The sequence below is a fragment of the Thermoactinomyces sp. CICC 10522 genome (assembly GCF_016055075.1).
GTDB classification, from domain to species: domain Bacteria; phylum Bacillota; class Bacilli; order Thermoactinomycetales; family Thermoactinomycetaceae; genus Thermoactinomyces_A; species Thermoactinomyces_A daqus.
The window spans coordinates 12049-33827 of sequence record NZ_JAECVY010000019.1; the positions used below are offsets into that span (position 1 = coordinate 12049).

The 21779-nt window shown below is 49.7% G+C and carries 24 protein-coding genes; 17 read left to right on the forward strand and 7 right to left on the reverse strand.

Translation table 11 applies throughout. From position 1 onward, the window contains the following. Window positions 1-10: 10 nt before the first annotated feature. From I8U18_RS15720 to I8U18_RS15790, 15 genes are all read left to right on the forward strand, one after another. Complete coding sequence (locus I8U18_RS15720) at window positions 11-475, forward strand: DUF6323 family protein (protein WP_033101214.1); 465 nt, start codon at window positions 11-13, stop codon at window positions 473-475. Window positions 476-477: 2 nt separating this feature from the next. Next, window positions 478-1914: a DUF6179 domain-containing protein gene (locus tag I8U18_RS15725; protein WP_033101215.1), complete on the forward strand. Its 1437-nt coding sequence runs from the start codon at window positions 478-480 to the stop codon at window positions 1912-1914. Window positions 1915-1974: 60 nt separating this feature from the next. Further along, window positions 1975-3378, forward strand: a complete 1404-nt coding sequence (locus I8U18_RS15730; RefSeq protein ID WP_198059844.1) for an MATE family efflux transporter — start codon at window positions 1975-1977, stop codon at window positions 3376-3378. A 27-nt stretch (window positions 3379-3405) separates the two neighbouring features. Next, window positions 3406-4758 (forward strand): MATE family efflux transporter, encoded by a 1353-nt coding sequence (locus I8U18_RS15735; RefSeq protein ID WP_198065024.1) that lies wholly within the window; start codon window positions 3406-3408, stop codon window positions 4756-4758. A gap of 8 nt (window positions 4759-4766) precedes the next feature. Then, window positions 4767-5711: an acyltransferase domain-containing protein gene (locus I8U18_RS15740; protein ID WP_198065025.1), complete on the forward strand. Its 945-nt coding sequence runs from the start codon at window positions 4767-4769 to the stop codon at window positions 5709-5711. Between the two features lie 17 nt (window positions 5712-5728). Then, window positions 5729-6556: a methyltransferase domain-containing protein gene (locus I8U18_RS15745; protein ID WP_235281664.1), complete on the forward strand. Its 828-nt coding sequence runs from the start codon at window positions 5729-5731 to the stop codon at window positions 6554-6556. Between the two features lie 139 nt (window positions 6557-6695). Next, the gene (gene rfbA / locus I8U18_RS15750) at window positions 6696-7595 is read left to right on the forward strand and encodes a glucose-1-phosphate thymidylyltransferase RfbA (RefSeq protein ID WP_033101218.1); all 900 of its coding nucleotides are present in this window, start codon (window positions 6696-6698) and stop codon (window positions 7593-7595) included. Continuing rightward, window positions 7592-8569, forward strand: coding sequence for a dTDP-glucose 4,6-dehydratase (gene rfbB / locus I8U18_RS15755; RefSeq protein ID WP_198059841.1), 978 nt, complete (start codon window positions 7592-7594; stop codon window positions 8567-8569). Before rfbA ends, rfbB begins: the two co-directional genes overlap by 4 nt. Window positions 8570-8684: 115 nt before the next feature. Next, on the forward strand, window positions 8685-9923 hold the full coding sequence (locus I8U18_RS15760) for a DUF4309 domain-containing protein (protein ID WP_033101219.1): 1239 nt from the start codon (window positions 8685-8687) through the stop codon (window positions 9921-9923). Window positions 9924-10149: 226 nt separating this feature from the next. Beyond that, window positions 10150-10296, forward strand: a complete 147-nt coding sequence (locus I8U18_RS15765; RefSeq protein WP_370589277.1) for a YezD family protein — start codon at window positions 10150-10152, stop codon at window positions 10294-10296. 127 nt (window positions 10297-10423) lie between these two features. Next, window positions 10424-11443, forward strand: a complete 1020-nt coding sequence (locus tag I8U18_RS15770) for a sulfate ABC transporter substrate-binding protein (RefSeq protein WP_033101220.1) — start codon at window positions 10424-10426, stop codon at window positions 11441-11443. Between the two features lie 33 nt (window positions 11444-11476). After that, complete coding sequence (gene cysT / locus I8U18_RS15775) at window positions 11477-12313, forward strand: sulfate ABC transporter permease subunit CysT (RefSeq protein ID WP_033101221.1); 837 nt, start codon at window positions 11477-11479, stop codon at window positions 12311-12313. A 12-nt stretch (window positions 12314-12325) separates the two neighbouring features. Then, on the forward strand, window positions 12326-13168 hold the full coding sequence (gene cysW, locus I8U18_RS15780; protein WP_198056174.1) for a sulfate ABC transporter permease subunit CysW: 843 nt from the start codon (window positions 12326-12328) through the stop codon (window positions 13166-13168). A gap of 1 nt (window position 13169) precedes the next feature. Then, the gene (locus I8U18_RS15785) at window positions 13170-14315 is read left to right on the forward strand and encodes a sulfate/molybdate ABC transporter ATP-binding protein (RefSeq protein ID WP_198065026.1); all 1146 of its coding nucleotides are present in this window, start codon (window positions 13170-13172) and stop codon (window positions 14313-14315) included. Then, window positions 14312-14587 carry a hypothetical protein gene (locus I8U18_RS15790; protein ID WP_198065027.1) on the forward strand — a complete coding sequence of 92 codons (276 nt, stop codon included), beginning with the start codon at window positions 14312-14314 and terminating at the stop codon, window positions 14585-14587. Before I8U18_RS15785 ends, I8U18_RS15790 begins: the two co-directional genes overlap by 4 nt. 281 nt (window positions 14588-14868) lie before the next feature. On the opposite strand, the gene I8U18_RS15795 is transcribed toward I8U18_RS15790, so the two are convergent. From I8U18_RS15795 to I8U18_RS15805, 3 genes are all read right to left on the reverse strand, one after another. Then, window positions 14869-15300 (reverse strand): hypothetical protein, encoded by a 432-nt coding sequence (locus I8U18_RS15795; RefSeq protein WP_152568557.1) that lies wholly within the window; start codon window positions 15298-15300, stop codon window positions 14869-14871. A 197-nt stretch (window positions 15301-15497) separates the two neighbouring features. Beyond that, on the reverse strand, window positions 15498-15926 hold the full coding sequence (locus I8U18_RS15800; RefSeq protein WP_052154238.1) for a hypothetical protein: 429 nt from the start codon (window positions 15924-15926) through the stop codon (window positions 15498-15500). Between the two features lie 82 nt (window positions 15927-16008). After that, entirely contained in the window at window positions 16009-17133 is a 1125-nt protein-coding gene (locus I8U18_RS15805) for a hypothetical protein (RefSeq protein WP_198065028.1), read from the reverse strand. Window positions 17134-17226: 93 nt separating this feature from the next. Here I8U18_RS15805 and I8U18_RS15810 point away from each other — a divergent pair, with 93 nt between their 5' ends. Next, window positions 17227-17412, forward strand: a complete 186-nt coding sequence (locus I8U18_RS15810; protein ID WP_152568559.1) for a hypothetical protein — start codon at window positions 17227-17229, stop codon at window positions 17410-17412. 51 nt (window positions 17413-17463) lie between these two features. Beyond that, entirely contained in the window at window positions 17464-17913 is a 450-nt protein-coding gene (locus tag I8U18_RS15815; RefSeq protein ID WP_198059347.1) for a riboflavin biosynthesis intermediates N-glycosidase, read from the forward strand. Window positions 17914-17939: 26 nt separating this feature from the next. Here I8U18_RS15815 and I8U18_RS15820 read toward each other — a convergent pair whose 3' ends face one another. The 4 genes from I8U18_RS15820 to I8U18_RS15835 form a co-directional block, all read right to left on the reverse strand. Beyond that, complete coding sequence (locus tag I8U18_RS15820; protein WP_033101225.1) at window positions 17940-18689, reverse strand: arylamine N-acetyltransferase family protein; 750 nt, start codon at window positions 18687-18689, stop codon at window positions 17940-17942. A gap of 86 nt (window positions 18690-18775) precedes the next feature. Further along, window positions 18776-19672 carry a YitT family protein gene (locus I8U18_RS15825; protein ID WP_033101226.1) on the reverse strand — a complete coding sequence of 299 codons (897 nt, stop codon included), beginning with the start codon at window positions 19670-19672 and terminating at the stop codon, window positions 18776-18778. 143 nt (window positions 19673-19815) lie between these two features. Next, entirely contained in the window at window positions 19816-21153 is a 1338-nt protein-coding gene (locus I8U18_RS15830; protein WP_033101227.1) for an MFS transporter, read from the reverse strand. Further along, window positions 21146-21779, reverse strand: a 634-nt coding sequence (locus tag I8U18_RS15835) for a PEP-utilizing enzyme (protein ID WP_255518427.1), incomplete at its 5' end; no start/stop codon positions are given. The genes I8U18_RS15835 and I8U18_RS15830, both read right to left, overlap by 8 nt.

Here is a 21779-nt window from a genome sequence, read left to right on the forward strand (position 1 = left end):
AGGGAAGCTCATGTATTTATCCCGTATATTCAACGCAATCAATATCTCGGTTCAGGAAAAGTATATGACCGAAATTCTGGAACTCAATGAGAAGACAAAAGAATTTGGTTTGATCTTGACTCCCGATGAAGTAAAAAACATGATGGTCGCCAGAAACAAGGTGTTGCGCGATTACGGCCGGGTGGAACTGGGCATTGAAGTGACGAAGGAATTGATCGAGATATTTTCCGAATCACCGTATATCCATGAAGACAATTACGCGGCAACACTTACGGAACTGCACGAGATCTTCTATTATTTGCGAAATGAAACGGAAGACAAAATCGGCGATTTCAAACTGATCAGCATGATGAAGGAGATGTTTGACGGTGAGTGTGCGGGTTCGGTGGAACTTTTAAAAAGCAGACTGGAGGAGTTTGCCGAGAATTTCCGAAGCGAATCGCTGCGTGAGTCTTTATTTGAGGGGGAGGATTAGGTTTGGAGTTTGAAAACGACAAAGAGAGATCCGGTCTTGTTTCGCGCAGCAAGATAAAAAAAGCGAATCTCCGGCGGAATCAATATACGATATCCCTTTTGAATGAAGGACTTCGTGCCGGATTGCTCACCGGTCAGGAGGTATATCGCATCCAGGCTGGATTGATGGGCATTCTGCAGGATTTGATCCGGCGCTATACGCAGGGTGAAAGTTCTTCCGTGACCTCTGAAACGGCAGAAAGTATCATGGCCTCCCTCCTCTACGCTGTTGATGCCTATACCCTTCAATTCATCAACCCGGATCAGGCAGTCACCGAGCTGAAAACAGGCAATATCCGCAACATCTACGAACAAGGATTGGAATTGTTGCGCCGGTTATTTGAAGAAACGAAGCAGCTCTATCAGGAAGTAAAGAAAAACAAATTGGATGTGCCCGTCGATGCCTACAATATGACGATCGATGAATCGTTGCCGATCTTTATGAAAAAGTACGGCATTGTTTTTGATGCCCACAATACCATGGCCAGCATCGATTATCCTTTGGCGGTCGATGACATGCGCCTTCAGGGCGTCTTTTATATCCGGCAGTATCTGGAACGCCTGCAAATGGAGACGCGATTTTGCCGCAGATTCGACCGGAGGGACTTGCTGGATCTGCTGACCGACTATGGAAAAGTGTGCAGGTTTGATTACCGGATTGAATTGTTCAACATCTTTGAGTTGGTATTGAATAATGCCATCTTTTCGATTTTATCAGGGGGGGATGCCGGTCAAATCAGAATTTCCGCCAATCAGTACAACCGGTTGCAACGGATGTTCAGCCGGCTGAATGCCTCACAGATCGCCGCCGCCATTCATCAGGCGATGGAGCGGCTGCAGCACGAGATGAAAACCGATCCTCCGCTCACAGACTATATGAACCAGTGCCGGAACAATTTGATTCAGCGAGTGATCAACGCTGCAAACCATGACAGCTTGGAAACCGTCATCATCAGGGAAAAAGAAGTAAAGACGAAATCGATTGTGCTCTTGCTGAACGAAGCGGATCGAATGAGCGACGTCCGCTTGCGCCGATTGCTGGACGAAATGATGCGGCTCGAAACAAAAGAAGAAAAAGTGCAACTGATCAGGGATTATTTTTCTTCCCTGCATGACTATTTGGATCTGCTTGATTCCGGTTGTTTGTATGGAGATGAATATGAAGCGCTCTTTGCCACTTTTGGCGACATGGAACTGGCGATTTTCGCAAAAATCGTATTTTATGAGGAGCTGCGCGCCGATTTTCTCGATTTTCAATCGATCGTGGCTGCCGGAAAAGACGACGAGAGCGAATGGAAAATGCATTACGTTGAGTTTATGCAAAAATTGAGTGATGACCGAATCAATGCCATTGGCAACCTGATCAGTGATATCGATTATGAGGAAATCCGGTTTTATTGAGATGCCGGCCCTTTTAGACCGGTTTTAAGCAGAAATCATTGAGTTTTGGAGGAAATGCGCATGAACAAAACCAACGCGTTGAGTGAAGAAAATACCATAAAATTACTGATCAGCTACTCCTTGCCCATGATTGTCGGCTTGTTTGTCGGCGCCTTCTACAACATTATTGACCGGGTGTTTATCGGAAACGGGATCGGTGACCTGGGGATTGCCGGGATTGCCGTTTCCTTTCCCATCATGATGACCATCATGGCTTTTTCCACCCTGATCGGAACCGGAGCGACCGCACTCACTTCCATTCGCCTGGGAGAGAAGAACACCGCTGAAGCTGAGAAAGTGATGGGGAACGCTTTAACCTTGCTTATCATTGTCTCGATTCTTTTTACCGTTCCCTGTCTGATCTTTCTGAATCCGATTTTGAAAGCATTTGGCGCGAGCCCGGAAGTGCTGAAGCCGGCGGCCGATTATATTTGGATCATTTTGTTGGCCAGCATCTTCATGATTGTCGGCTCGGGCATGAACAACTTTATCAGAGCGGAAGGAAACCCCAAGAAAGCGATGTTTACGCTGTTGATCGGGTCGGTGCTGAACGTGATATTGGCTCCTCTTTTCATTTTCGGCTTTGGCTGGGGGATGCAAGGTGCAGCGCTGGCCACGGCCATCTCTCAGCTGGTTTCGGCGCTGTGGGTTTTATCGCATTTTTTTCTGAGCAAGAGCCTCTTGAAAATCCGCGCCAAAAATATGCGGCTTGATGGCAGGCTGGTCGGGAAAATTCTGGCCGTGGGTGTCGGCTCCTTCATCACCCAATTGGCGAGCAGCGTGTTGTTTGTCATCATTAACAATGTGTTGCTCCGTTACGGCGGAAATACGGCGATCGCAGGCATGAACGTCGTCAATGCCGTGCAAACATTCATTATGCTGCCCGTATGGGGGATCAGCCTCGGGATCCAGCCGATTATCGGCTATAACTATGGTGCCAAAAATTTTGAGCGCGTGAAGAGCACATTGAAAACGGCGTTGATTATTTCCACGGTAATTGCCAGTGTCGCCTCGCTCTTCGTTTATTTCCTGCCGGAGTACATCGTTGCCATTTTCAACAGCGAAAGCCGGCAATTGATTTCTTTCGGCAGCCATGCGCTGGTCACGTACCTCCTCTTTACCCCGCTGATCGGCCTGTCCATCGTCGGTTCGGGATATTTTCAGTCTCTCGGCAAGGCCAAACAGGCGATCCTGTTAAGCTTAACCCGGCAAGTTTTCATTCTGGTTCCGGCCCTGCTCATTCTGCCGAGGTTTTTGGGGGTTGAAGGAGTGCTGATTTCCGGGCCGATTTCCGACTTCTGTGCGGCAGCAATTACCTTCGGATGCGTGGTTGCGAATCTGAAACAAATTCAAAATCAAATGAAAATAGGGACGACTGCCGTTCAGTCCGAACCGACCGGTATAGCGGGCAGCAGCGAATCTTAACTTCTCAGATGAAAGCGGAGTGATATTGTGAGCAAGAGGCTGATCATGCAAATTGCCCTGCCGGTTTTTATTGAGAGCGCGCTGATGATGGCTGACAGCATCATCCACGTCATCTGGGTGGGCCATCTACTGGGAGGGTTGGCAGTAGCGGCCATCGGAGCCTGTTTTCCGATCATCCTGGCTTTCGCAGCCATCGCCGGCGGAGCGGCCAGAGTCGCCACAACCCCGATTTTGCAGCATTTTCAAGCCAAAAATAAGGAAAAGATGCAGACCTATGTGAACCTGTCCTGGTCTTTCGGTGTTTGTCTGGTCGTCATCATGACCGCAGGGGGATATTTTTCTTCCCGATCGCTGCTTGCCTTGTTTGGAACCCCTGAATCTGTCATCGGGCTGGCGGGCGGCTATCTGCGGATCATGATGCTCGGTTTTGCCGTTATGTACCTGTCCTTCCTCACCGTTTCCATGCTCAGGGCTGTCGGAAATGTCGTTGCCCGGATGCTGTTCGTGGCGGTTTCCATCGTGGGAAATCTGGTTCTGGTTCCCCTGTTTATCGAAGGAACCGGTCCGTTTCCGAAATGGGGATTAAACGGGGTTGCCATTGCTGCGCTGATCGTTTCCGTCGTCGCCATCATCGTCAGCTTGTGGTACATCCGGCGCCGGGTAAAAGGTCTCCTTACCAGGCCGACCGGTTGGCAATTCAACGGTAAATTAATGGCCGCCTTCTTGCCTGCGGGGATGCCGGTCTTTATGCAGCAGTTGATGCTGGCTTTGGGCTATGCCTGTATCCTGTTTTTTGTCAATCCCTTTGGCAGCGATGCAATTGCGGTTTTTTATGTGACCAGCAGGATCGACTCCATCGCCGCCATGCCTTCGATCGCAGTGATGATTGCGATTTCGGTGCTCACCGGAAAAACATTGCAAGCGGGCAGGTTTTCGGAGATCCCAAATCTCTTCCGCCGGGGACTGATCGTCAACCTTCCCGTCGTTCTGCTCATTTCTCTGCTCTGTTTTTTCGCTCCTCATTTCATCATGGAGCTGTTTATCAATGATCCGAACATTGTGAGCATCGGAATCGGATATTTCCGAATCGTCAGTCTCGGTTATATGCTCTTCAGCGTTTTATACGTGTGCAACGGCATTATCACCGGGGTGGGGAAAAGCGGGATCATTACTCTTTTTTCTCTCGCTTCCCTCGTTGTGGTCAGGGTGCCGGCCGCAGCATTCCTTACACAAGCTGGTTTTAAGGTGAACGGTGTATGGTTGGCCATCCTGGCCAGTTTTGTCGCGCTGGCTGCCTGCAGTCTGTTCTACTATCTTTTTGGTTCATGGAAAAAAGGGTGGAAGATGACGGTCATGGAATCTTCAGGGATGAAATCATGAGGGATAAAATGGTTTTTATGTTTTCCGGTCAGGGTTCGCAATACTTTCATATGGGAAAAGCGTTTTATGACCACGAACCTGAATTCCGGGAACAGATGAACCGGTTGGATGCCGTTTTTCAAGAGCTTTCGGGCAACTCCCTGGTCCGGTATCTCTATGATGAACGTCGCTCCAAAAGCGATGAATTTGTTGATTTGATCTATACCCATCCGGCCATTTTCATGGTTGAGGTGGCGACGGCCCACATGCTGATGTCGAAAGGGATCCGGCCTCAGGCGGTGATCGGTTCCAGCATGGGGGAATATGCTGCCGCCGTGGTCGCCGGCGCGCTGGATGCGGAAGACGGTTTGCGCTGTCTGTTCGATCAAGCCCGTCTGCTCAAGGCGCTCTCTCCGCCCGGGGGGATGATCGCAGTTCTGGCTTCGCCGGCACTCTATGATGAGGTACCTGTCATTCACCATCATGCGCAGTTGGCTGCGGTGAATCATCAGTCCCATTTTGTGCTGGCGGGAAATGAAGAGGGGCTGGATGTGGTTGAGAGATATCTGCGAATGAAGGATATCACGCACCTGCGTCTTCCCGTGACCGTCCCGTTTCATTCTGCGCATATTGATGCCGCGGGAGAAGCGGTGCGGGAGCGTTTGTGGCAAGTTACGTTCCGGCCTCCGCGCATTCCGTTCTATTCTTCAGTGACCGGAAGGCGGATGCCTCATTTGACAGCGAATTATTTTTGGGATGTTTTAAGACAACCGATCCGGTTTGGCGAGGCTTTAAATGAAGCGGTCGCCCATGGAGTGACTTTTATTGATTTGGGACCTTCAGGTACCTTGGCCAACCTGGCAAATGCTCACTTCCGGACAAAACGGGATCTTCATGTTTTCAGCCTGCTCTCCCCGTTCACCGGTCATCAAAAGGCTTTGGAAATGTTGTATGCCCGGTTGCTTCAGCCGTGAATCCCCAGAGTGAGGAAGTGAAATCATTGAATCCATCCGGTTCCTATCATATCAAAACGATTGCCAATAATGTGGAGGCTGAGATCAATCGCTTAAAGGCGCAGGTCGACTTGTTTTGGCAAAGTGAATGGAAACATTACCAGGAGTTCGGTCTGGATCAAGCCGGTTCAATTGTGGAGTTGGGATCGGGCCCCGGTTTTCTTGTGGAAAAACTGTTGGTACATATTCCGGGAGCCGAGGTGACGGCCGTGGAGATCGATCCGCTCCTGGTCGAGTATGCCGGTAATTATTTGGCAAAACAAAAGTTGGACAGGTGGCAGGTGATTGAAGGCTCGATCACGGATACCGGGCTGGAGGATGATTCGTTTGATTTTGCCATTGCCAGATTGGTGCTGGAGCATTTGCCTGACCCTCTCGAGGCCGTTCGGGAAATTTACCGAATCGTAAAGCCGGGAGGGAAAGTGATCGTCATCGACAATGATTTTGAAATGCACATCATGACCTATCCGCCGGTTTCCGGTTTGCGCGAGCTTTACGATGCTTATTGCAAGGCGCGTGCGGCTGAGGGAGGCAATCCGAAAATCGGGAGAGAACTCCCGCGCATCCTGAAAGAAGGCGGTTTTACCGATGTGGAATTTGAAATCATCAGTGCCCACAGCGCGCTTCTGGGGGATGAGATGTTTTTCAGATCGGAGGGGATCGGGATCCCGTATAAGCTGGTTCAGGACGGCTTTTTATCCAGTAAAGTGCTGGGGCAAATTTCCCTCGGTTGGAGAAAAATGATCCGGGATGAACATCATTCGGTTATTCGCCAGCTGTATATGGCGGTGGGGAAGAAAGATTGATCAAGCGGGAAGCACAGCCGGTCTTGGCATCATGCAGCCTCTTATCCGCCGAAGCAGACTCCCTGGTTTCTTCAGGAAACTTGGGAGTCTATTTTTGAATGCGGGGCCTGCCCCGGAGCCTTGAGAGAGGAGGATGTGCATGAAAGGGATTGTTCTGGCGGGCGGCACTGGAACCCGTCTCTATCCGTTGACCAAGGTGATTTGCAAGCAACTGTTGCCCGTCTACGATAAACCGATGATCTACTATCCATTGTCCGTCCTGATGTTGGCCGGGATCAGGGATATCCTGATCATCTCCACCCCGCAGGATACTCCGCTGATTCAACAATTATTGGGGGATGGAGCCGATCTCGGCATCCGCTTGTCGTATGCGATTCAACCTTCACCTGATGGGATCGCCCAGGCTTTTCTCATCGGGGAAGAATTTATCGGCCGTGACCGGGTGGCGCTTATCCTGGGGGATAACATTTTCTACGGTCATGGTCTGACGCCCATTCTGCGAAGAGTGGCGGCGAGGAAGAAGGGGGCCACCATTTTTGGCTACAACGTCAGAGACCCGCAGCGCTTCGGTGTGGTAGAATTTGATGAAGCGAACAGGGTGATTTCAATTGAAGAAAAGCCTGCTAATCCGAAATCTAATTATGCTATCACCGGTTTTTATTTTTACGATAATGATGTGGTGGAGATTGCCAAACAGATAAAACCATCCGCCCGGGGAGAGTTGGAGATAACCGATGTGAACAAAGTCTACCTGGATATGGGAGCCCTGCACGTGGAATTGATGGGGCGAGGGTTTGCCTGGCTGGATACGGGAACGCATGAAACCCTTTTGCAAGCTTCCCAATTTATCGAGACGATCGAGAAACGTCAGGGTCTGAAGGTGGCATGTCTGGAGGAGATCGCTTACCACATGGGCTATATTCGCGACAAAGATTTGCGGAGATTGGCAGAACCGATGCAGAAAAACGAATATGGGCAGTATCTGCTCTCGGTGATCGGGCGCAAGAAAATCCACAACGGACAGGAGGAAGCAACATGAAATTGCTGGTGACCGGGGGAGCCGGCTTTATTGGGAGCAACTTTATCCGCTATATGGCGAACCGGTATCCGGAATATGAGATCATCAATCTCGATCTGTTGACTTACGCCGGGAATCGGGAGAATTTGCAAGACGTGGAGACACATGCCAACTATCGCTTTGTCAAAGGGGACATTGGCGACAGAAATCTGGTGGAGTCGCTTGTGGGGAACGGGGTGGAGGTGATTGTCAACTGCGCGGCGGAGTCGCATGTGGATCGCAGTATCAAAAATCCGGATATTTTTGTTAAAACCAATATCGTCGGGACGCACGTCCTTTTGGAGGCGGCAAGAAAACATAAAGTAAAAAAATTCCTGCAAGTATCTACTGATGAAGTGTATGGCTCACTCGGCGAAACCGGCGTTTTTACCGAAGAGACAGGGCTGGCTCCCAACAGTCCGTACTCGGCCAGCAAAGCAAGTGCGGATCTGTTGGTTCGCGCTTATCATGAAACGTTTGATTTGCCGGTAAACATCACCCGTTGTTCCAATAACTACGGCCCCTACCAGTTTCCGGAGAAATTGATTCCGCTGATGATTACCCATGCCCTCGAGGATCAGGAATTGCCCGTTTACGGGGACGGCCTCCATGTGCGCGACTGGCTGCATGTGGAAGACCATTGTGCGGCCCTTGACAGGGTGATCCATCGGGGCAAGGACGGAGAAGTTTATAACATCGGCGGAAATAATGAGAGAACCAATCTTGAAATTGTAAAACTGATTTTGAAGGTTCTCGGGAAATCAGAGGAATTGATCCGATTTGTCGAAGACCGGTTGGGCCATGACCGGCGCTATGCGATCCATTCGGCCAAGATCCAAAGAGAATTGGGCTGGAAGCCAAAGTATACTCTCGAAGATGGCCTCAGGCAAACCATTCAATGGTATCTGGACAACCGGGACTGGTGGGAACGGATCAAAAAGCGCGCGAACGGGTAATGGCCCTGCCCGGAATGTTGGATTGTTCTGTGTTCACTTCTTTTTCTCATTTGGTAAAATGAGCTTGTTCTCATAAGTAGAGAATTCAAAAAAATAAGGAGTGCACAGACAAAGAATGGATGGGAATCGTGAAAAAGTTGAAGCCAAAATGACAAACCAGGAAGAACCGCACATTGCCGGAGATTTGTCGGGAAGCAAACCCAAGCCTTTCCTCAGCGTACGTTCAAAACGAAAGATGTATAAAATGATGTCCTTTATTTTCAGCGTCATCCTCATCCCGCTCATCATGACCATTCTGCTCAGTGCTTACGAGGATGAAACCAATGCCTGGGTGCGTCATTTGTTTGCCGGGAAGAAGAAAGAGACCTATACCGAAACGATCAAAAGGCTGGCCGCCAGCGGCAATCTGCCGGACTACCGATGCGGCCCGATCGGGACTGCGATTCAGGAAGTGATAAACCGTTGCGGAAAACCGGTTAAGCGGACGGATGTTTATGAGATTGACGGTTCCAATTCGAGCCTGTTCTATCTCGATGGAAACAGCAAGTTGATTGGGCTTGATTTTCAAAATGAAAAGTTGAAAAGCATCATGATCCAGGCGCGGAAAAACGAGTCGTTGCTGATCAGCGAGGTCAAACGCGTTTTCGGGCCCCCCTCCGAAACCAATGAAGGAAAATCGGATATGTCGGATCTTGAGACGTATTATCAATATAATTTGAACTCTTATCACGTAACCTTCTCGTACAGCTCGAAAACCAATAAATTGGACAGGTTCACATTAGAAACCACCAGCAACTTCCCTTATGACGGCAGACCGCGCACCCAGTTTGTAACAGCCGCCCATCCGGTGGGCAGCGACAAACGGATCAGCCCCGAGGGTGGATTGTCGGCGGCGAAACAGCTGAAGCAGTGGATCAGCCGGGGGGACCTGGGCAACTACGATTGCGGGCCGTTGGGCACTTCCCTGCAACAAGTGGCAGCGGGCACCTGTGGTGATTATGAAAACAATGTGTCTTCCCGTATAGTGAGTGACCAGGAGAAAGGGCTGGGCTTTCGGTTTAAAGACAGGGAAATACAGCTCAAATTTTTCAAGGACCGGTTGACATCGATCAGCGTCAGAGAAACGGAACAACCTCTTCCGATCACCAAAGAGAACATTGAGCGGGTGTTTGGAAAACCGGATCGTGACAAAAGCTCCTTTGACATTCTTGACGGGAAGTTTGTCTCCTACAAACTGAATGACAAAAAAGCGGACTTTTTCTTCAACGACAAAGGTGAACTGGATTATATCTGGCTTCGCAAGAGCGGACTCTACGATGATGAATTCGGCACTTTGTTGCCGCAGAACGAATAGGAAGGAAAGCCGGTTATCAAGGTCGCATTTTATGATTGACAAGTATGATTTTGGGGAATAATATTATATAAAATATTCTATATTTGTTGATTGAATTAAATGGGATCCTGTCGCCATAATCTCGACTAACATACTTGAGATTATAAAGATCGAAGGATGCAGCCCAATCTGACTGTTTCTATTTTCCAAGGCGGATGGGTTTCCTTTATGGATGGAGGGGATCTTCTTGTCTGATCATCCATACGGGATTGACGAACAGTGGATTGAGCGCATAATTCGGGCATTGGAAGGGCTGAAATACGGATCTGTATTGATAACCGTTCATGATTCCAGGATTGTTCAGATTGACCGCACAGAAAAAATAAGAGGCTGACACTCAAGAATCATTTCCATAATCAAATATTGCGCCGATCGGACAACCGAAGGCTCCAGTAATCTTGCCATGCACAGGCAGGTTTATTGGAGCTTTTTTATTTTTTGAATGGAGAGGAGAAAAACGGATGAAAAGGTTATTGATGTTACTGGTTTCGCTCAGTTTGGTGGCAGGGATTTCGGGATGCGGCCCATCCTCCGGATCCGGGAAGAACGAAGTGGAGCTTTTGAATGTTTCATATGATCCGACCCGTGAATTTTATCAGGACTTCAACCGGCAATTTGCCGCGTATTGGAAGAAAAAGACGGGGGAAACGGTGACGATCAAACAGTCGCATGGCGGTTCGGGGCAACAATCGCGGTCAGTTCAGGACGGATTGGATGCAGATGTGGTCACTTTGGCCCTCTCTTATGATATCGATGCGATCGCCAAGAAGGGCCTGATCAGCCAAGACTGGCAAAAGAGGCTGCCGGAGAACAGCTCGCCCTACACTTCGGCGATTGTCTTTCTGGTGAGAAAGGGAAATCCGAAAGGAATCAAGGATTGGGATGACTTGGTCAAACCGGGGATATCCGTCATTACCCCCAATCCCAAAACTTCGGGCGGAGCAAGGTGGAACTATTTGGCCGCATGGGGTTATGCACTGAAAAAGAATAAGGGAGATCAGGCGAAAGCAAGAGATTTTGTGACCAGATTATATCGGAATGTCCCTGTCCTGGATTCGGGTGCGCGTGGGGCGACGACGACGTTTGTGGAGCGGGGAATCGGTGATGTGCTGTTGGCTTGGGAAAACGAAGCACTGCTGTCGCAGAAAGAGTTTGGCAAAGACAAATTTGAAATTGTGTATCCCTCGCAAAGCATTTTGGCGGAACCGCCGGTAGCGGTTGTCGACAAAGTCGTGGACCGGCACGGAACGCGCAAGGTGGCACAAGCTTATCTCGACTATTTGTATTCGGATGAGGGGCAGGAGATCGCCGCCAAACATTTTTATCGTCCGCGTTCGCCGAAAGTTGCGGCAAAATACGCAAGCCAGTTTCCGAAAATCGATTTGTTCACCATCGATGAGGTATTCGGCGGTTGGGAAAAAGCGCAGAAAACCCACTTTGCCGACGGAGGCATCTTTGATCAGATCTATCAGAAAAAATGACCGGTTTGCTGAGAAAGTGAAGGGGGAGGTTTCATGGCGAAAAGGTTGGCAAAAAAGAGCATCATTCCCGGATTTGGCCTGACTATGGGCTATACCCTGGTTTACCTGAGTCTGATCGTACTGATTCCGCTCTCGCTGATCTTTTACAAGACGGCCAGTTTATCTTGGAAAGAGTATTGGGATGTGGTGACCGATCCGCGAGTCATCGCTTCTTACCGGCTCACCTTTGGCGCATCCTTTGTCGCTTCCGTCATCAATGCCGTATTCGGGACGCTGATCGCCTGGGTTTTGGTTCGTTATGATTTTATCGGAAAACGGCTGGTGGACGGGATTGTCGATCTGCCGTTTGCGCTGCCTACAGCTGTTGCCGGGATCGCTCTGACTTCGGTCTATTCCGACAACGGATGGATCGGCAAGTTTTTGGCTCCCTTGGGGATCAAAGTGGCTTTTACTCCGCTTGGTGTCATAGTTGCTTTAACTTTTATCGGCTTTCCGTTTGTGGTGCGAACGATCCAGCCCGTTTTACAGGACTTGGATCATCAGTTGGAGGAGGCTGCTTTTTCGCTCGGGGCCAGCCGGCTGCAAACCTTTGTCAGGGTGTTGTTTCCTCCGTTGTTGCCCGCACTCCTGACCGGCTTTGCCCTCGCTTTTGCCCGGGCTTTGGGAGAATACGGTTCCGTAATTTTTATTTCCGGCAATATGCCAATGGTGACAGAGGTGACCCCTCTGCTCATCGTGACCAAGCTGGAGCAGTATGACTATGCAGGAGCTACTGCGATTGCTTCAGTGGTCTTGATTGCTTCCTTTATCTTGCTTTTTATAATCAATTGTTTGCAATGGGTTAGTGGCCGGCGTTATTTCATCGGATAAGGAGGGAGGAATATGCCGAAACCGGTTCAGCCTGCGGCGTTGGTTCGCTTTTTGCTTATTTTTGCCGCCCTTATTTTTCTTTTCCTTTTTCTCATCGTACCACTGTTTGCCGTTTTTTCAGAAGCCCTGAAAAAAGGAATTTTGGTCTACATTGAATCCGTTGAGGATGCGGATGCGCTCTCGGCGATCCGTTTAACCTTGCTCGTCGCGGCGATTTCCGTTTCTCTCAATACGATTTTTGGAATAGCCGCTGCCTGGGCGATTACCAAATTTGAGTTCAGGGGAAAAAACCTGCTCATCACGCTCATTGATCTGCCCTTTGCCGTATCCCCCGTCATATCGGGATTAATCTTTGTGTTGCTGTTTGGTGCGCAGGGGATATTGGGACCGTGGCTGGAAGCGCATGATATCAAAATTATTTTTGCAGTTCCCGGCATGGTGTTGGCGACTGTATTTGTAACGTTTCCCTTTGTGGTCAGAGAATTGATCCCGGTCATGCTGGCGCAGGGAAAACAGGAGGAAGAGACGGCTTTATCCCTCGGGGCAGGCGGTTTGCAAACCTTTTTGCGCGTTACTTTGCCCAATATAAAATGGGGGCTGTTATATGGGGTGATTTTGTGCAATGCCCGGGCGATGGGCGAGTTTGGTGCGGTTTCTGTCGTCTCCGGGCATATCCGGGGAATGACCAACACCATCCCTCTTCATGTAGAAATTCTTTATAACGAATACAATTTTGTTGCAGCTTTTGCAGTAGCCTCCATATTGGCGGTATTGGCGATCATTACCCTCATCATCAAGAGTTTAAGCGAATGGAAGACGAAACGCCTGTTAGAAGCAGCAGAGGAGGAACAGTGAAATGGGAATTGAGGTGCGCAACGTTTCTAAAGCATTCGGTTCCTTTCAGGCGGTTCAAAATGTCAGCCTGAAAATCCCGACAGGTCAACTGATGGCACTGCTCGGGCCATCCGGATCAGGCAAAACCACACTGCTCCGGTTGATTGCCGGCATGGAGAGGGCGGATCAGGGTCAGATTTTCTTTCACGGTGAAGATTATACCAACCGCAGGGTGCAGGAGCGGAAAGTGGGCTTTGTCTTTCAGCACTATGCGCTCTTTCAGCATATGAATATTTTTGAAAACATCGCTTTCGGATTGAAAGTGCGCCCTCGGAAAAAGAGACCATCCAAACAAGAGATATACGAACGGGTGACGGAATTGCTGCGCCTGGTGCAGTTGGAGGGATTGGCCAAACGTTATCCGGCCCAACTTTCCGGCGGACAGAGGCAACGGGTGGCCCTTGCCCGGGCATTGGCCGTTGAACCCAAAGTGCTGCTGTTGGATGAACCGTTCGGAGCGTTGGACGCCAAAGTGAGACAAGATCTTCGTCGTTGGCTGAGACAATTGCATGAGAAGTTGCAGATCACCACTGTCTTCGTCACCCACGACCAGGAGGAAGCGCTGGAGATGGCCAACCAGGTGGTTATCATGAATCGGGGACGGATCGAACAGGTCGGAACACCGGAAGAAGTTTACCGTTCGCCGGCCAATGCCTTTGTCTACACATTCCTCGGCAGAGTCAATCTGTTTCATGGCCGGATTCATCAAGGGAAAATCAAATTGGGTGAGCATGAGTTGGATGTGCCGGGAATTTCACATGCGGATGAAGTTCCCGCTGTGGGTTATGTCAGACCCCATGAAATCGGCATCAGCCGCGAGCAATCGGAAAAGACCAGCATTTCGGCCATTGTCCGTCATATCAACCCGGTCGGGCCGATTGTGCGCTTAAATTTGAAAAGAACCGATACCGGTGAATTGTTTGAGGTGGAAGTAAGTGACGAACGGTACCGGGAATTGGACATTCAAGTGGATGATACCCTTTACGTCAATTTGAAGAGCATGAAGATTTTCCTGGAAAACTCCAAAACCGAAGCTGTTGCGGAAGAATCGGACTTGGGCGAAGCGGCCGATTCCGGGCCGGTCTGGGATGAGCAGGTCGCGGAGTGAATGAAAGGGATGAGTGTTTTTCTGCGGTGACCTTTGCGGAAGGAAACAATGGACTGGAAAAAGAAATTATTTTTAAAGCATACATCGCAGTTGGAGGGATGAAAATGGAGGACTGGTGGAAACAGAGCAATCAGGATCTGAAGCCGGAAAACCCAAAATCCAACTGGGTGACCGGAAAGGACGGAAAAGAAGATGCCATTCCCCGGCAATATCTCGGAGCGAAGCCAGATGCACAATTGGATCACAAACGAAAACATCCTTGGGAGAATTGAAGAAGATTGCAGGCCGTCTTCCTCAGACCTGTATGTGATCAGCTGAATCCGTCGGCATAAAAAATGCCCGCTGATCAGATGGGAAAGCTGCCGGCAAATCGGGGAGCGCTTTGAAAAAGCCGGCAGGAACCGAAACAGAAGGGGATGGGTGCTTTCTGCGGTAACTTTTGGCCGGGGGTTCCTGGAGCGGAATAGAAGTATCAGCACCCGACATATTCCTGTTTTAGGAGTTAGCAAAGAAGCAGACCCGTTTGATGACGGGTCTTGCTTTTTTCTGCCGGTTATTTTTTCTTCTTGACCCCTTTTCTCGCCGGTTTTCGCAATCCCCGCGGAATGTCAAACTGCCAAAAAGTGCCGCCGAATCCGCCCGTTGCCGATCTTCTGGTAAAGGTGACTCTCTGCGTGGTGGGATCCACACTGATTTGGAAACTTAAGTTGCCGGACCCTCTGGTCACCCCCCGTGGGACATCGACCCAGGTTCCTCTTACGACGTTGCCGCTTCGGATTCCGCGAAACACATTCGTAAAGTTATCCCCATCTCCGGCATTTCCCAGTCCAGTCCACCAAATGGTGTTCCCGATTTGCCGGACATAATAACGGCCGCCATCATCACAATCGTACACACCCGTCGGATTGGAGATGGTCCCTTGTGCTGCTCTCACTTTTTTCTTGGGAATCAGTTTGTTTCCGGCAATCAAACTGCTTGTGGACATGGAATCACTCCCTTTTTTCAAAGTCAATTTATCGTATGAAAAAAGAGAATGATGGTTTGTACCAAACGACCATTTCTGTTTTTTGGCACAAATATGAACGAATAAATGAATAACTCTGCTGATTTCCTGGTGTGGAAGTCTTGCTTGAAAACGGAAAAGATGCCCGCAGTACACGGGCATCTTTCTGAGAAAGCCGTTTATCTTTTTCTTTTGACTCTTCTTCTTGCCGGTCGTCTTAATCCCTGCGGAATGTCAAATTGCCAGAAGGTTGCGCCGAATCCGCCCGTTGCCGATCTTCTGGTAAAGGTGACTCTCTGTGTAGTCGGATCCAAGCTGATTTGGAAACTTAAGGTACCAGACCCGGTGTTTGTTCCCCGCGGAACATCGACCCAGGTTCCGCTGACGACGTTTCCGGTTCGGGTTCCGCGAAAGACATTCGTAAAGTTATCTCCAGTTCCTCCGTTCCCCAGTCCAGCCCACCAAATGGTGTTCCCGATTTGCCGGACATAATAACGGCCGCCGTCATCAGAGGTGTAGACACCCGTCGGATTCGCAACCGTCCCTTGTGCCGCTCTCAATTTTCTCTTCGGAACAGCTTTGCTTTCTGCGGATAATTTTTTCAACATCTCATCACTCCTTTTGAAATTTACACTCTATGATATGAAGAAAAGAGGATGATAGTTTGTGCCAAAAACCAATTCTATTTTTTTAGGCTCTCCGGATTGGTAGAGACGATGGAATGCCCCGATCTTTTACTTTCAGCACACGAATCTGCTCCAATTCCACGGGGTTGAGAGGTTGAACGTAGGCAAAGTTATGATTGGGAGGGGGGCTTGTTGCTTTCCCCAGGCCTGAAGGACGGGCGATTCTGATTTTTAAAGCCTGGACAGCCCAGTGAATTGGGTAATTGACGGACATGATTCCATCGTCCGTTCCGGCCAAAAGGACCGCGGCAGCAAAGTTGTCCCGATCCCGCAGCCAGACAGAACCGGAATCACCCGGAAGAGCGCTGGGTTTGCTCCCGGTAACAATCGTTTGGTTGCGGTAATAAAATGTGGTTTCCTCAGGCAGATAGTAGAGCACTTTGATATCGGTATGGATCGACTCAACGATTCCCCTGACCATCCCCGACGTTCTCCCTGTTTTTTTAAAGCGTTCCCCCACTTTATAACTGATCAGATGGCCCGGCAATGCCATTCGCTGACCTGATTCTCCCGAAAGGTATCTGGGGTCCAGGAGATCATTGCGATCCGGAATGGAGAGGGCAGCATCGATATAATTTACCCCGTTTCGATTGAAAGGAACATATAAAAATGCTCGTCCGATCCGATCCCTTCTGAGCTTCCCGCCATCGGAAGGTCCCGGCTGAATCGTTTCACTGAACTGATTGGTATTGTAGTGAGTGAGAACATGATTATTACTCAAAATATACAGTTGGGGGTATTTGGAAAACGCGGATACTATCACTCCGGCTGTCCCTGTCCCATCGGCATTGCCAATACTGGCTCCCCCGGGCACGGGACGAAGGCGGCTTTGCCAACTCGGGAGGGCGGATGATTTGCGAAATCGTGGATGATGTGTGGTGCAGCGTCCTCTTTGAATGATTCGCACAGGCACGGCGGAATTTTTTCTGATCGCTTTCATTATTGCTGATTGCAACGAAGAGTGAATGGAGGCGGATAAGTTTTTGCAGGTATATAGATTGAGACAAGCACCTTGGGAGGGAACCTTCGGATTGGCGTATCCTATTCCGATTCCTATTACTTCGGGCCGTTTCATGATCATGGGGGCAAGTCTGTTTTTGTGTATCAGTGCTTCATAAAAAGTAGCCATTTTCTCTCCCCTTTCGAGTGGATTTACCATAATTTATGATTGCGTGATTCATAAGGTTTAAGATAACACCCCAGAGGAGAAGTCCGTCCCTTTTTGAGCGTAGTTGAACCGGAGGAGGATAAGTCATATTTGGACAGCAGAGCCGATGAATTCGGACGGATCGTCATTCACCGGACACGCCCTGGAAAACTGATTGAAGGGGGTGTTTTTTGGTTGACAGGCGATGGGAAAGAGGAGATGGAAGTGTATATCTATTTAAAAAATTATGTTATGATATAATTCTAGATTTTTATTGATTGGGAATATTTACGGGCAGGAAGGTGAACCTCGGTGACCATTTATTTTTATAGAGTGAATGAACCATATGGTTGTTTCTCCAATTTTTCGGCGCATGGTTTCATGCTGGACGGAAAATGGTGGCCCACCAGTGAACATTATTTTCAAGCGCAAAAGTTTGCGGGAACCCCCTATGAAGAGAAGATTCGCCTGATAAAAAGCCCGAAGGACGCTGTGACCATGGGCCGGGATCGCCGTCTGCCCCTGCGCCAAGATTGGGAATTGGTGAAAGATGAAGTGATGCGAAAAGCGGTGTTGCAAAAGTTTAAAAGCCATCATGACATTCGGGCGATTTTGCTCTCCACCGGCAACCGGGAGATTGTGGAAAATTCACCCGTTGATTATTATTGGGGTTGCGGAGCAGACGGAAGCGGCAAAAATATGCTCGGGCAGATTTTGATGGAAGTCAGGGAAGAGTTGCGCCGGGAAGGAAATCGATCATGATCCGGGTATGTGGTCAGATATGAGACTCATACCCGGATGCCGAAATAACGCAGGAGCTCTTCATCAAACTGTTGCCGGGACGAGATGGGAAACTTTTGTTGCTGTCCGTTCCGGGTGATCGTCAAAAAGTTGGAAGTGAGGGTGATTCGTCCGTCCCTGGTGGCAATGGTGCACATCGCTCTCTGTGTGAAATTGGAAGAGGGCGAAGTTTGATGGTATTCGCACATCTCGGTGAATGCGTCCAGCTCATACGACTGGGTCGTAAACCGGAACTGTGTGGACCAATCGCCATTCTCCTGTCTTTGCAGGAGATAGTGATCCCGGATTTGGTCGGGAATGATGCGGTACCGGCCGCTGATGTCTTCCACTTCCTCACCAGTGAGCGGGAGCGGAAGCCGGCAGCTGTTCCCGAAGCCGACATCGACTAAATAGGGCTGATCCAGATGAACCAGCAGAGTCAAATGATCGAATTCCCGGCCATAAGAACCGTCCGGATTCCGCACGCGCGCAGAGATCCGTGAGGTGACAAATCCGCACTCCCGCAGCAGCCAGTCAAACAAGCCGTTCAGTTCATAGCAAAAACCGCCGCGACGTTGTTCCACGATCTTTTTGTAAAAAGCGGGCAAAGATATGCGAATGGGTCGGTTCAGCGGGATGTCCAGGTTTTCAAAGGGAACGTGTAGCAGATGATTCTCCTGAAGAAGCGACAGGAATGCCCGGTCAGGATGTTTTACGGCTTTGATCCCGATCCGTTCGAGATAAGCGGATCGTTTCATGGGAAATCAACTCCTTGGAGATCAGAGAATGTCCGGCATGCAAATGGATGCAGAGCCCCCGGGAAGAAGAGGCGATGGCGGTAACCTCAGTGAATATCCCGTTTCTTGAAGCGACCGCCCTGGATGTCGTGGATATTGCCGATCGCCAGGAATGCCTGGGGATCAATTTCTTCCACAATCGATTTCAGTTTCGCCTCTTCCAGACGGGAGATCACACAGAAGATCACTTTTTTCGCATCGCCTGTATAGGCTCCCTCGCCGCTCAAATAAGTGACCCCCCTCCCCAGCCGGTATAAAATCACTTTTCCCAGCTCTTCCGGATAGTCGCTGATAATCCAGACCGATTTGGTTTCATTAAAGCCTTCAATGGTAATGTCAATCGTTTTGAAGGCGATAAAATAAGCCATCAAGGAGTACATCGCCCGGTCCCACCCGAAGACGAATCCGGCGCTCCCGAGAATGAACAGGTTGAAGAACATCACTGTTTGGCCGACAGACAGTGGAATTCGCTTGTTGAATAAAATAGCCAGAATTTCCGTCCCGTCCAAAGAGCCGCCATAGCGGATCACCATGCCCACACCGGCTCCGAGGATGATTCCTCCGAATACCGCGGCCAGCAACGGATCTTTGGTCAGTCCGGGAACGGGATGAAGCAGGTTGGTTCCGACTGACATTGCGACGACGCCGATTAACGTGGAAATGGCAAACGTTTTTCCGATTTGTTTATAGCCGAGAAAGAAAAACGGAAGATTGAGAGTGAAGAGCAAAACACCCAAATTAAGTCCGGTGAGGTGTGACAGAATAATCGAGATGCCGGTAATCCCGCCGTCAATGACGTGGTTGGGCACCAGAAAAATTTCCAATCCGACAGAGACAAGAGCAGCGCCTGCCAAAATCAAGATAATCCGCTTTACCATGTTGGCAAAGGGCAGTTTTTTATGCTCTTTTTTTGCGGGTTCCAATTGTTTGGCTACAGCTTCCATCTTTTGCTCCTTTCCGTGAAAGTTTGTTTTTTTCAATTATCGCGTGTGGTGGGGCGAAGCAGCGTTTTCTGCCTTGTTGATGATTGACGAAAGTCAGGCAACCTGCTTCACCCTTTCTTAAGTGTAATTCAGGGAAATTCCCGTTATTTTGCCTCCAGCCGGGTTGCCGGTTTGGATTCCCATTCCAACTTGATGCCTCTGGAAATGAAAATCCCTGCTGCCGATACTGCCAGCAAAATGACGAACAATGATGCTTGGCCCACCAACAGACTGACCAGAGTCGATGATATCATACTGCCAAAATAACGGAACGTGGAAAAAATGCCTGAGGCCGTCCCCGACAATTCTTTGCTCACCGATTGCAGAGATGCCGTCTGCATGGCGGAGTTGCCGAGTCCGCCGGCCAATCCCCCCGCGATCAAGGCGAAGAGGAGATAAGGGATTGACGTTGATAGATGAAGGAACCAATAAAGCGCGCTGGCAAACACGGAGATTGCAAAGGTCAGTGCGATCATCTTGCGGTTCCCCCACCGGGCTGTCAGCTGTCCGCCGATCCATCCCGCGGCAGACATGGAAATGGAGAAAACAAACATGACCAGTCCCACCTTCTGGGTTGAGAGGTGGTAGTGGGATTCCAGAATGAGGGGCATGGCCAATAAAGTGGCGTACATCACAAAATTGCTGAGCAAAATGGAAAGATTGGCACTGGTGAACGTGCTGTCTTTAAACAGTGAAAACTGAATCAAAGGATAGGGGGCATGCAGCTCCCGATATACGAATAAAGCGGCGAAGATGGCGAACAGAACCCCCAGCACGATATAGCCCGGAACCGTTTGCGGATGAGTCAGCAAAATCAACATGGCAAAACTGACGGCCAGATAAAGGGAACCGGGCCAGTCGAGTTCTGCTTTTTTGCGCACCTCGCTTTTCGGCAGAACGAACCATGTGGTGGCGATGGCGAAGATGAGAAAAGGCACATTGACCCAGAAAATCGACTTCCACCCCCACAAGCTGATCAGGGTGGAACCCAGCAACGGTCCGATCGCCGCCCCCAGCCCCATGCCCATTCCAAACAGCCCGAACACTTTGGCCATGCGCTCTTTGGATACGGCATGGCGAATGATGGCGCTGGCATTTGGAGTGGCCAGTGCGCCACCGATTGCCTGAATCGATCGGAAAGCGATCAGCCAGGGCAGGTTGAACGAAAAGGCACAGGCGATGGAACCGAAGAACAACAGGGCGAGTCCCCACATGTAGATGCGGCGGTTACCGTAGAGATCACCCAGCTTCCCGGCGATCGGCTGGGTCACGGCCATAACGATCAGGTAAATGGTGACCACCCAGGAGATGGAGGTTAAACTCTCATGAAAAAAGGCGGAGATGGCCGACAAACCGACGGCGATCATGGTGGAATTGATGGGGACCAAAATCGTCCCCACCAACAACGATACAATTAAAAGGAGTTCCTTGCCCTTAGTCATGGATCGTCACCGTCCCGCTGCTTCCGTCAACGGTGACCGTATCGCCGTCTTTCAGCTTTGAGGTCGCGTTCCGGGTACCGACGACAGCAGGCAGGTTGTATTCACGGGCAATGATTCCCGAATGGGAGAGGATGCCCCCTGCATCGGTGACAACAGCCGCCGCCACCGTAAAGAGGATGGTCCATGTCGGCGTTGTCGTTTTGCAGACAAGGATTTCCCCTTTTTTCAGTCTGCCAAACTCTGCTTCACTGCGGATCACCCTCACCTTGCCGGTAAAAGTGCCCGGAGATGCGGCAAACCCTTTGAGTTCCCGGCCTTCATCTTTTTCTTCCACATTGCGCAAACCATGGACTTGGGCAATTTGCGGATTGGACAACAATTCAGGCGAAGGTTTGCCGAAATGGGTCGGAATGATCCGATTTTGGTTCCTTGCAAATTCCGCTTTGCGCTCTGCAATCAATCCTGAAGAATCCTGCGGTTTTTCCATTAATTTCAGCAATTCATCATAGTAGAGGAAGAAAATATCTTCTGAGGCTGATGACAAACCCCTGGCTCTTTTCATGAGAAAAGGGCTAGGGGTTGTATATTTCAGGGGAATAAACAGATAAAGGAAATTTAATATGCAG

Coding starts and splice junctions, on each gene's coding strand:
- I8U18_RS15740 (WP_198065025.1), top strand. CDS start 4,767: ATGGTTTTTATGTTTTCCGGTCAGGGTTCGCAATACTTTCATATGGGA.
- I8U18_RS15785 (WP_198065026.1), top strand. CDS start 13,170: ATGGGAATTGAGGTGCGCAACGTTTCTAAAGCATTCGGTTCCTTTCAG.
- I8U18_RS15770 (WP_033101220.1), top strand. CDS start 10,424: ATGAAAAGGTTATTGATGTTACTGGTTTCGCTCAGTTTGGTGGCAGGG.
- I8U18_RS15720 (WP_033101214.1), top strand. CDS start 11: ATGTATTTATCCCGTATATTCAACGCAATCAATATCTCGGTTCAGGAA.
- I8U18_RS15730 (WP_198059844.1), top strand. CDS start 1,975: ATGAACAAAACCAACGCGTTGAGTGAAGAAAATACCATAAAATTACTG.
- I8U18_RS15825 (WP_033101226.1), bottom strand. CDS start 19,672: ATGGAAGCTGTAGCCAAACAATTGGAACCCGCAAAAAAAGAGCATAAA.
- rfbB (WP_198059841.1), top strand. CDS start 7,592: ATGAAATTGCTGGTGACCGGGGGAGCCGGCTTTATTGGGAGCAACTTT.
- cysT (WP_033101221.1), top strand. CDS start 11,477: ATGGCGAAAAGGTTGGCAAAAAAGAGCATCATTCCCGGATTTGGCCTG.
- cysW (WP_198056174.1), top strand. CDS start 12,326: ATGCCGAAACCGGTTCAGCCTGCGGCGTTGGTTCGCTTTTTGCTTATT.
- I8U18_RS15830 (WP_033101227.1), bottom strand. CDS start 21,153: ATGACTAAGGGCAAGGAACTCCTTTTAATTGTATCGTTGTTGGTGGGG.
- I8U18_RS15820 (WP_033101225.1), bottom strand. CDS start 18,689: ATGAAACGATCCGCTTATCTCGAACGGATCGGGATCAAAGCCGTAAAA.
- I8U18_RS15760 (WP_033101219.1), top strand. CDS start 8,685: ATGGATGGGAATCGTGAAAAAGTTGAAGCCAAAATGACAAACCAGGAA.
- I8U18_RS15800 (WP_052154238.1), bottom strand. CDS start 15,926: ATGTTGAAAAAATTATCCGCAGAAAGCAAAGCTGTTCCGAAGAGAAAA.
- rfbA (WP_033101218.1), top strand. CDS start 6,696: ATGAAAGGGATTGTTCTGGCGGGCGGCACTGGAACCCGTCTCTATCCG.
- I8U18_RS15795 (WP_152568557.1), bottom strand. CDS start 15,300: ATGTCCACAAGCAGTTTGATTGCCGGAAACAAACTGATTCCCAAGAAA.
- I8U18_RS15805 (WP_198065028.1), bottom strand. CDS start 17,133: ATGGCTACTTTTTATGAAGCACTGATACACAAAAACAGACTTGCCCCC.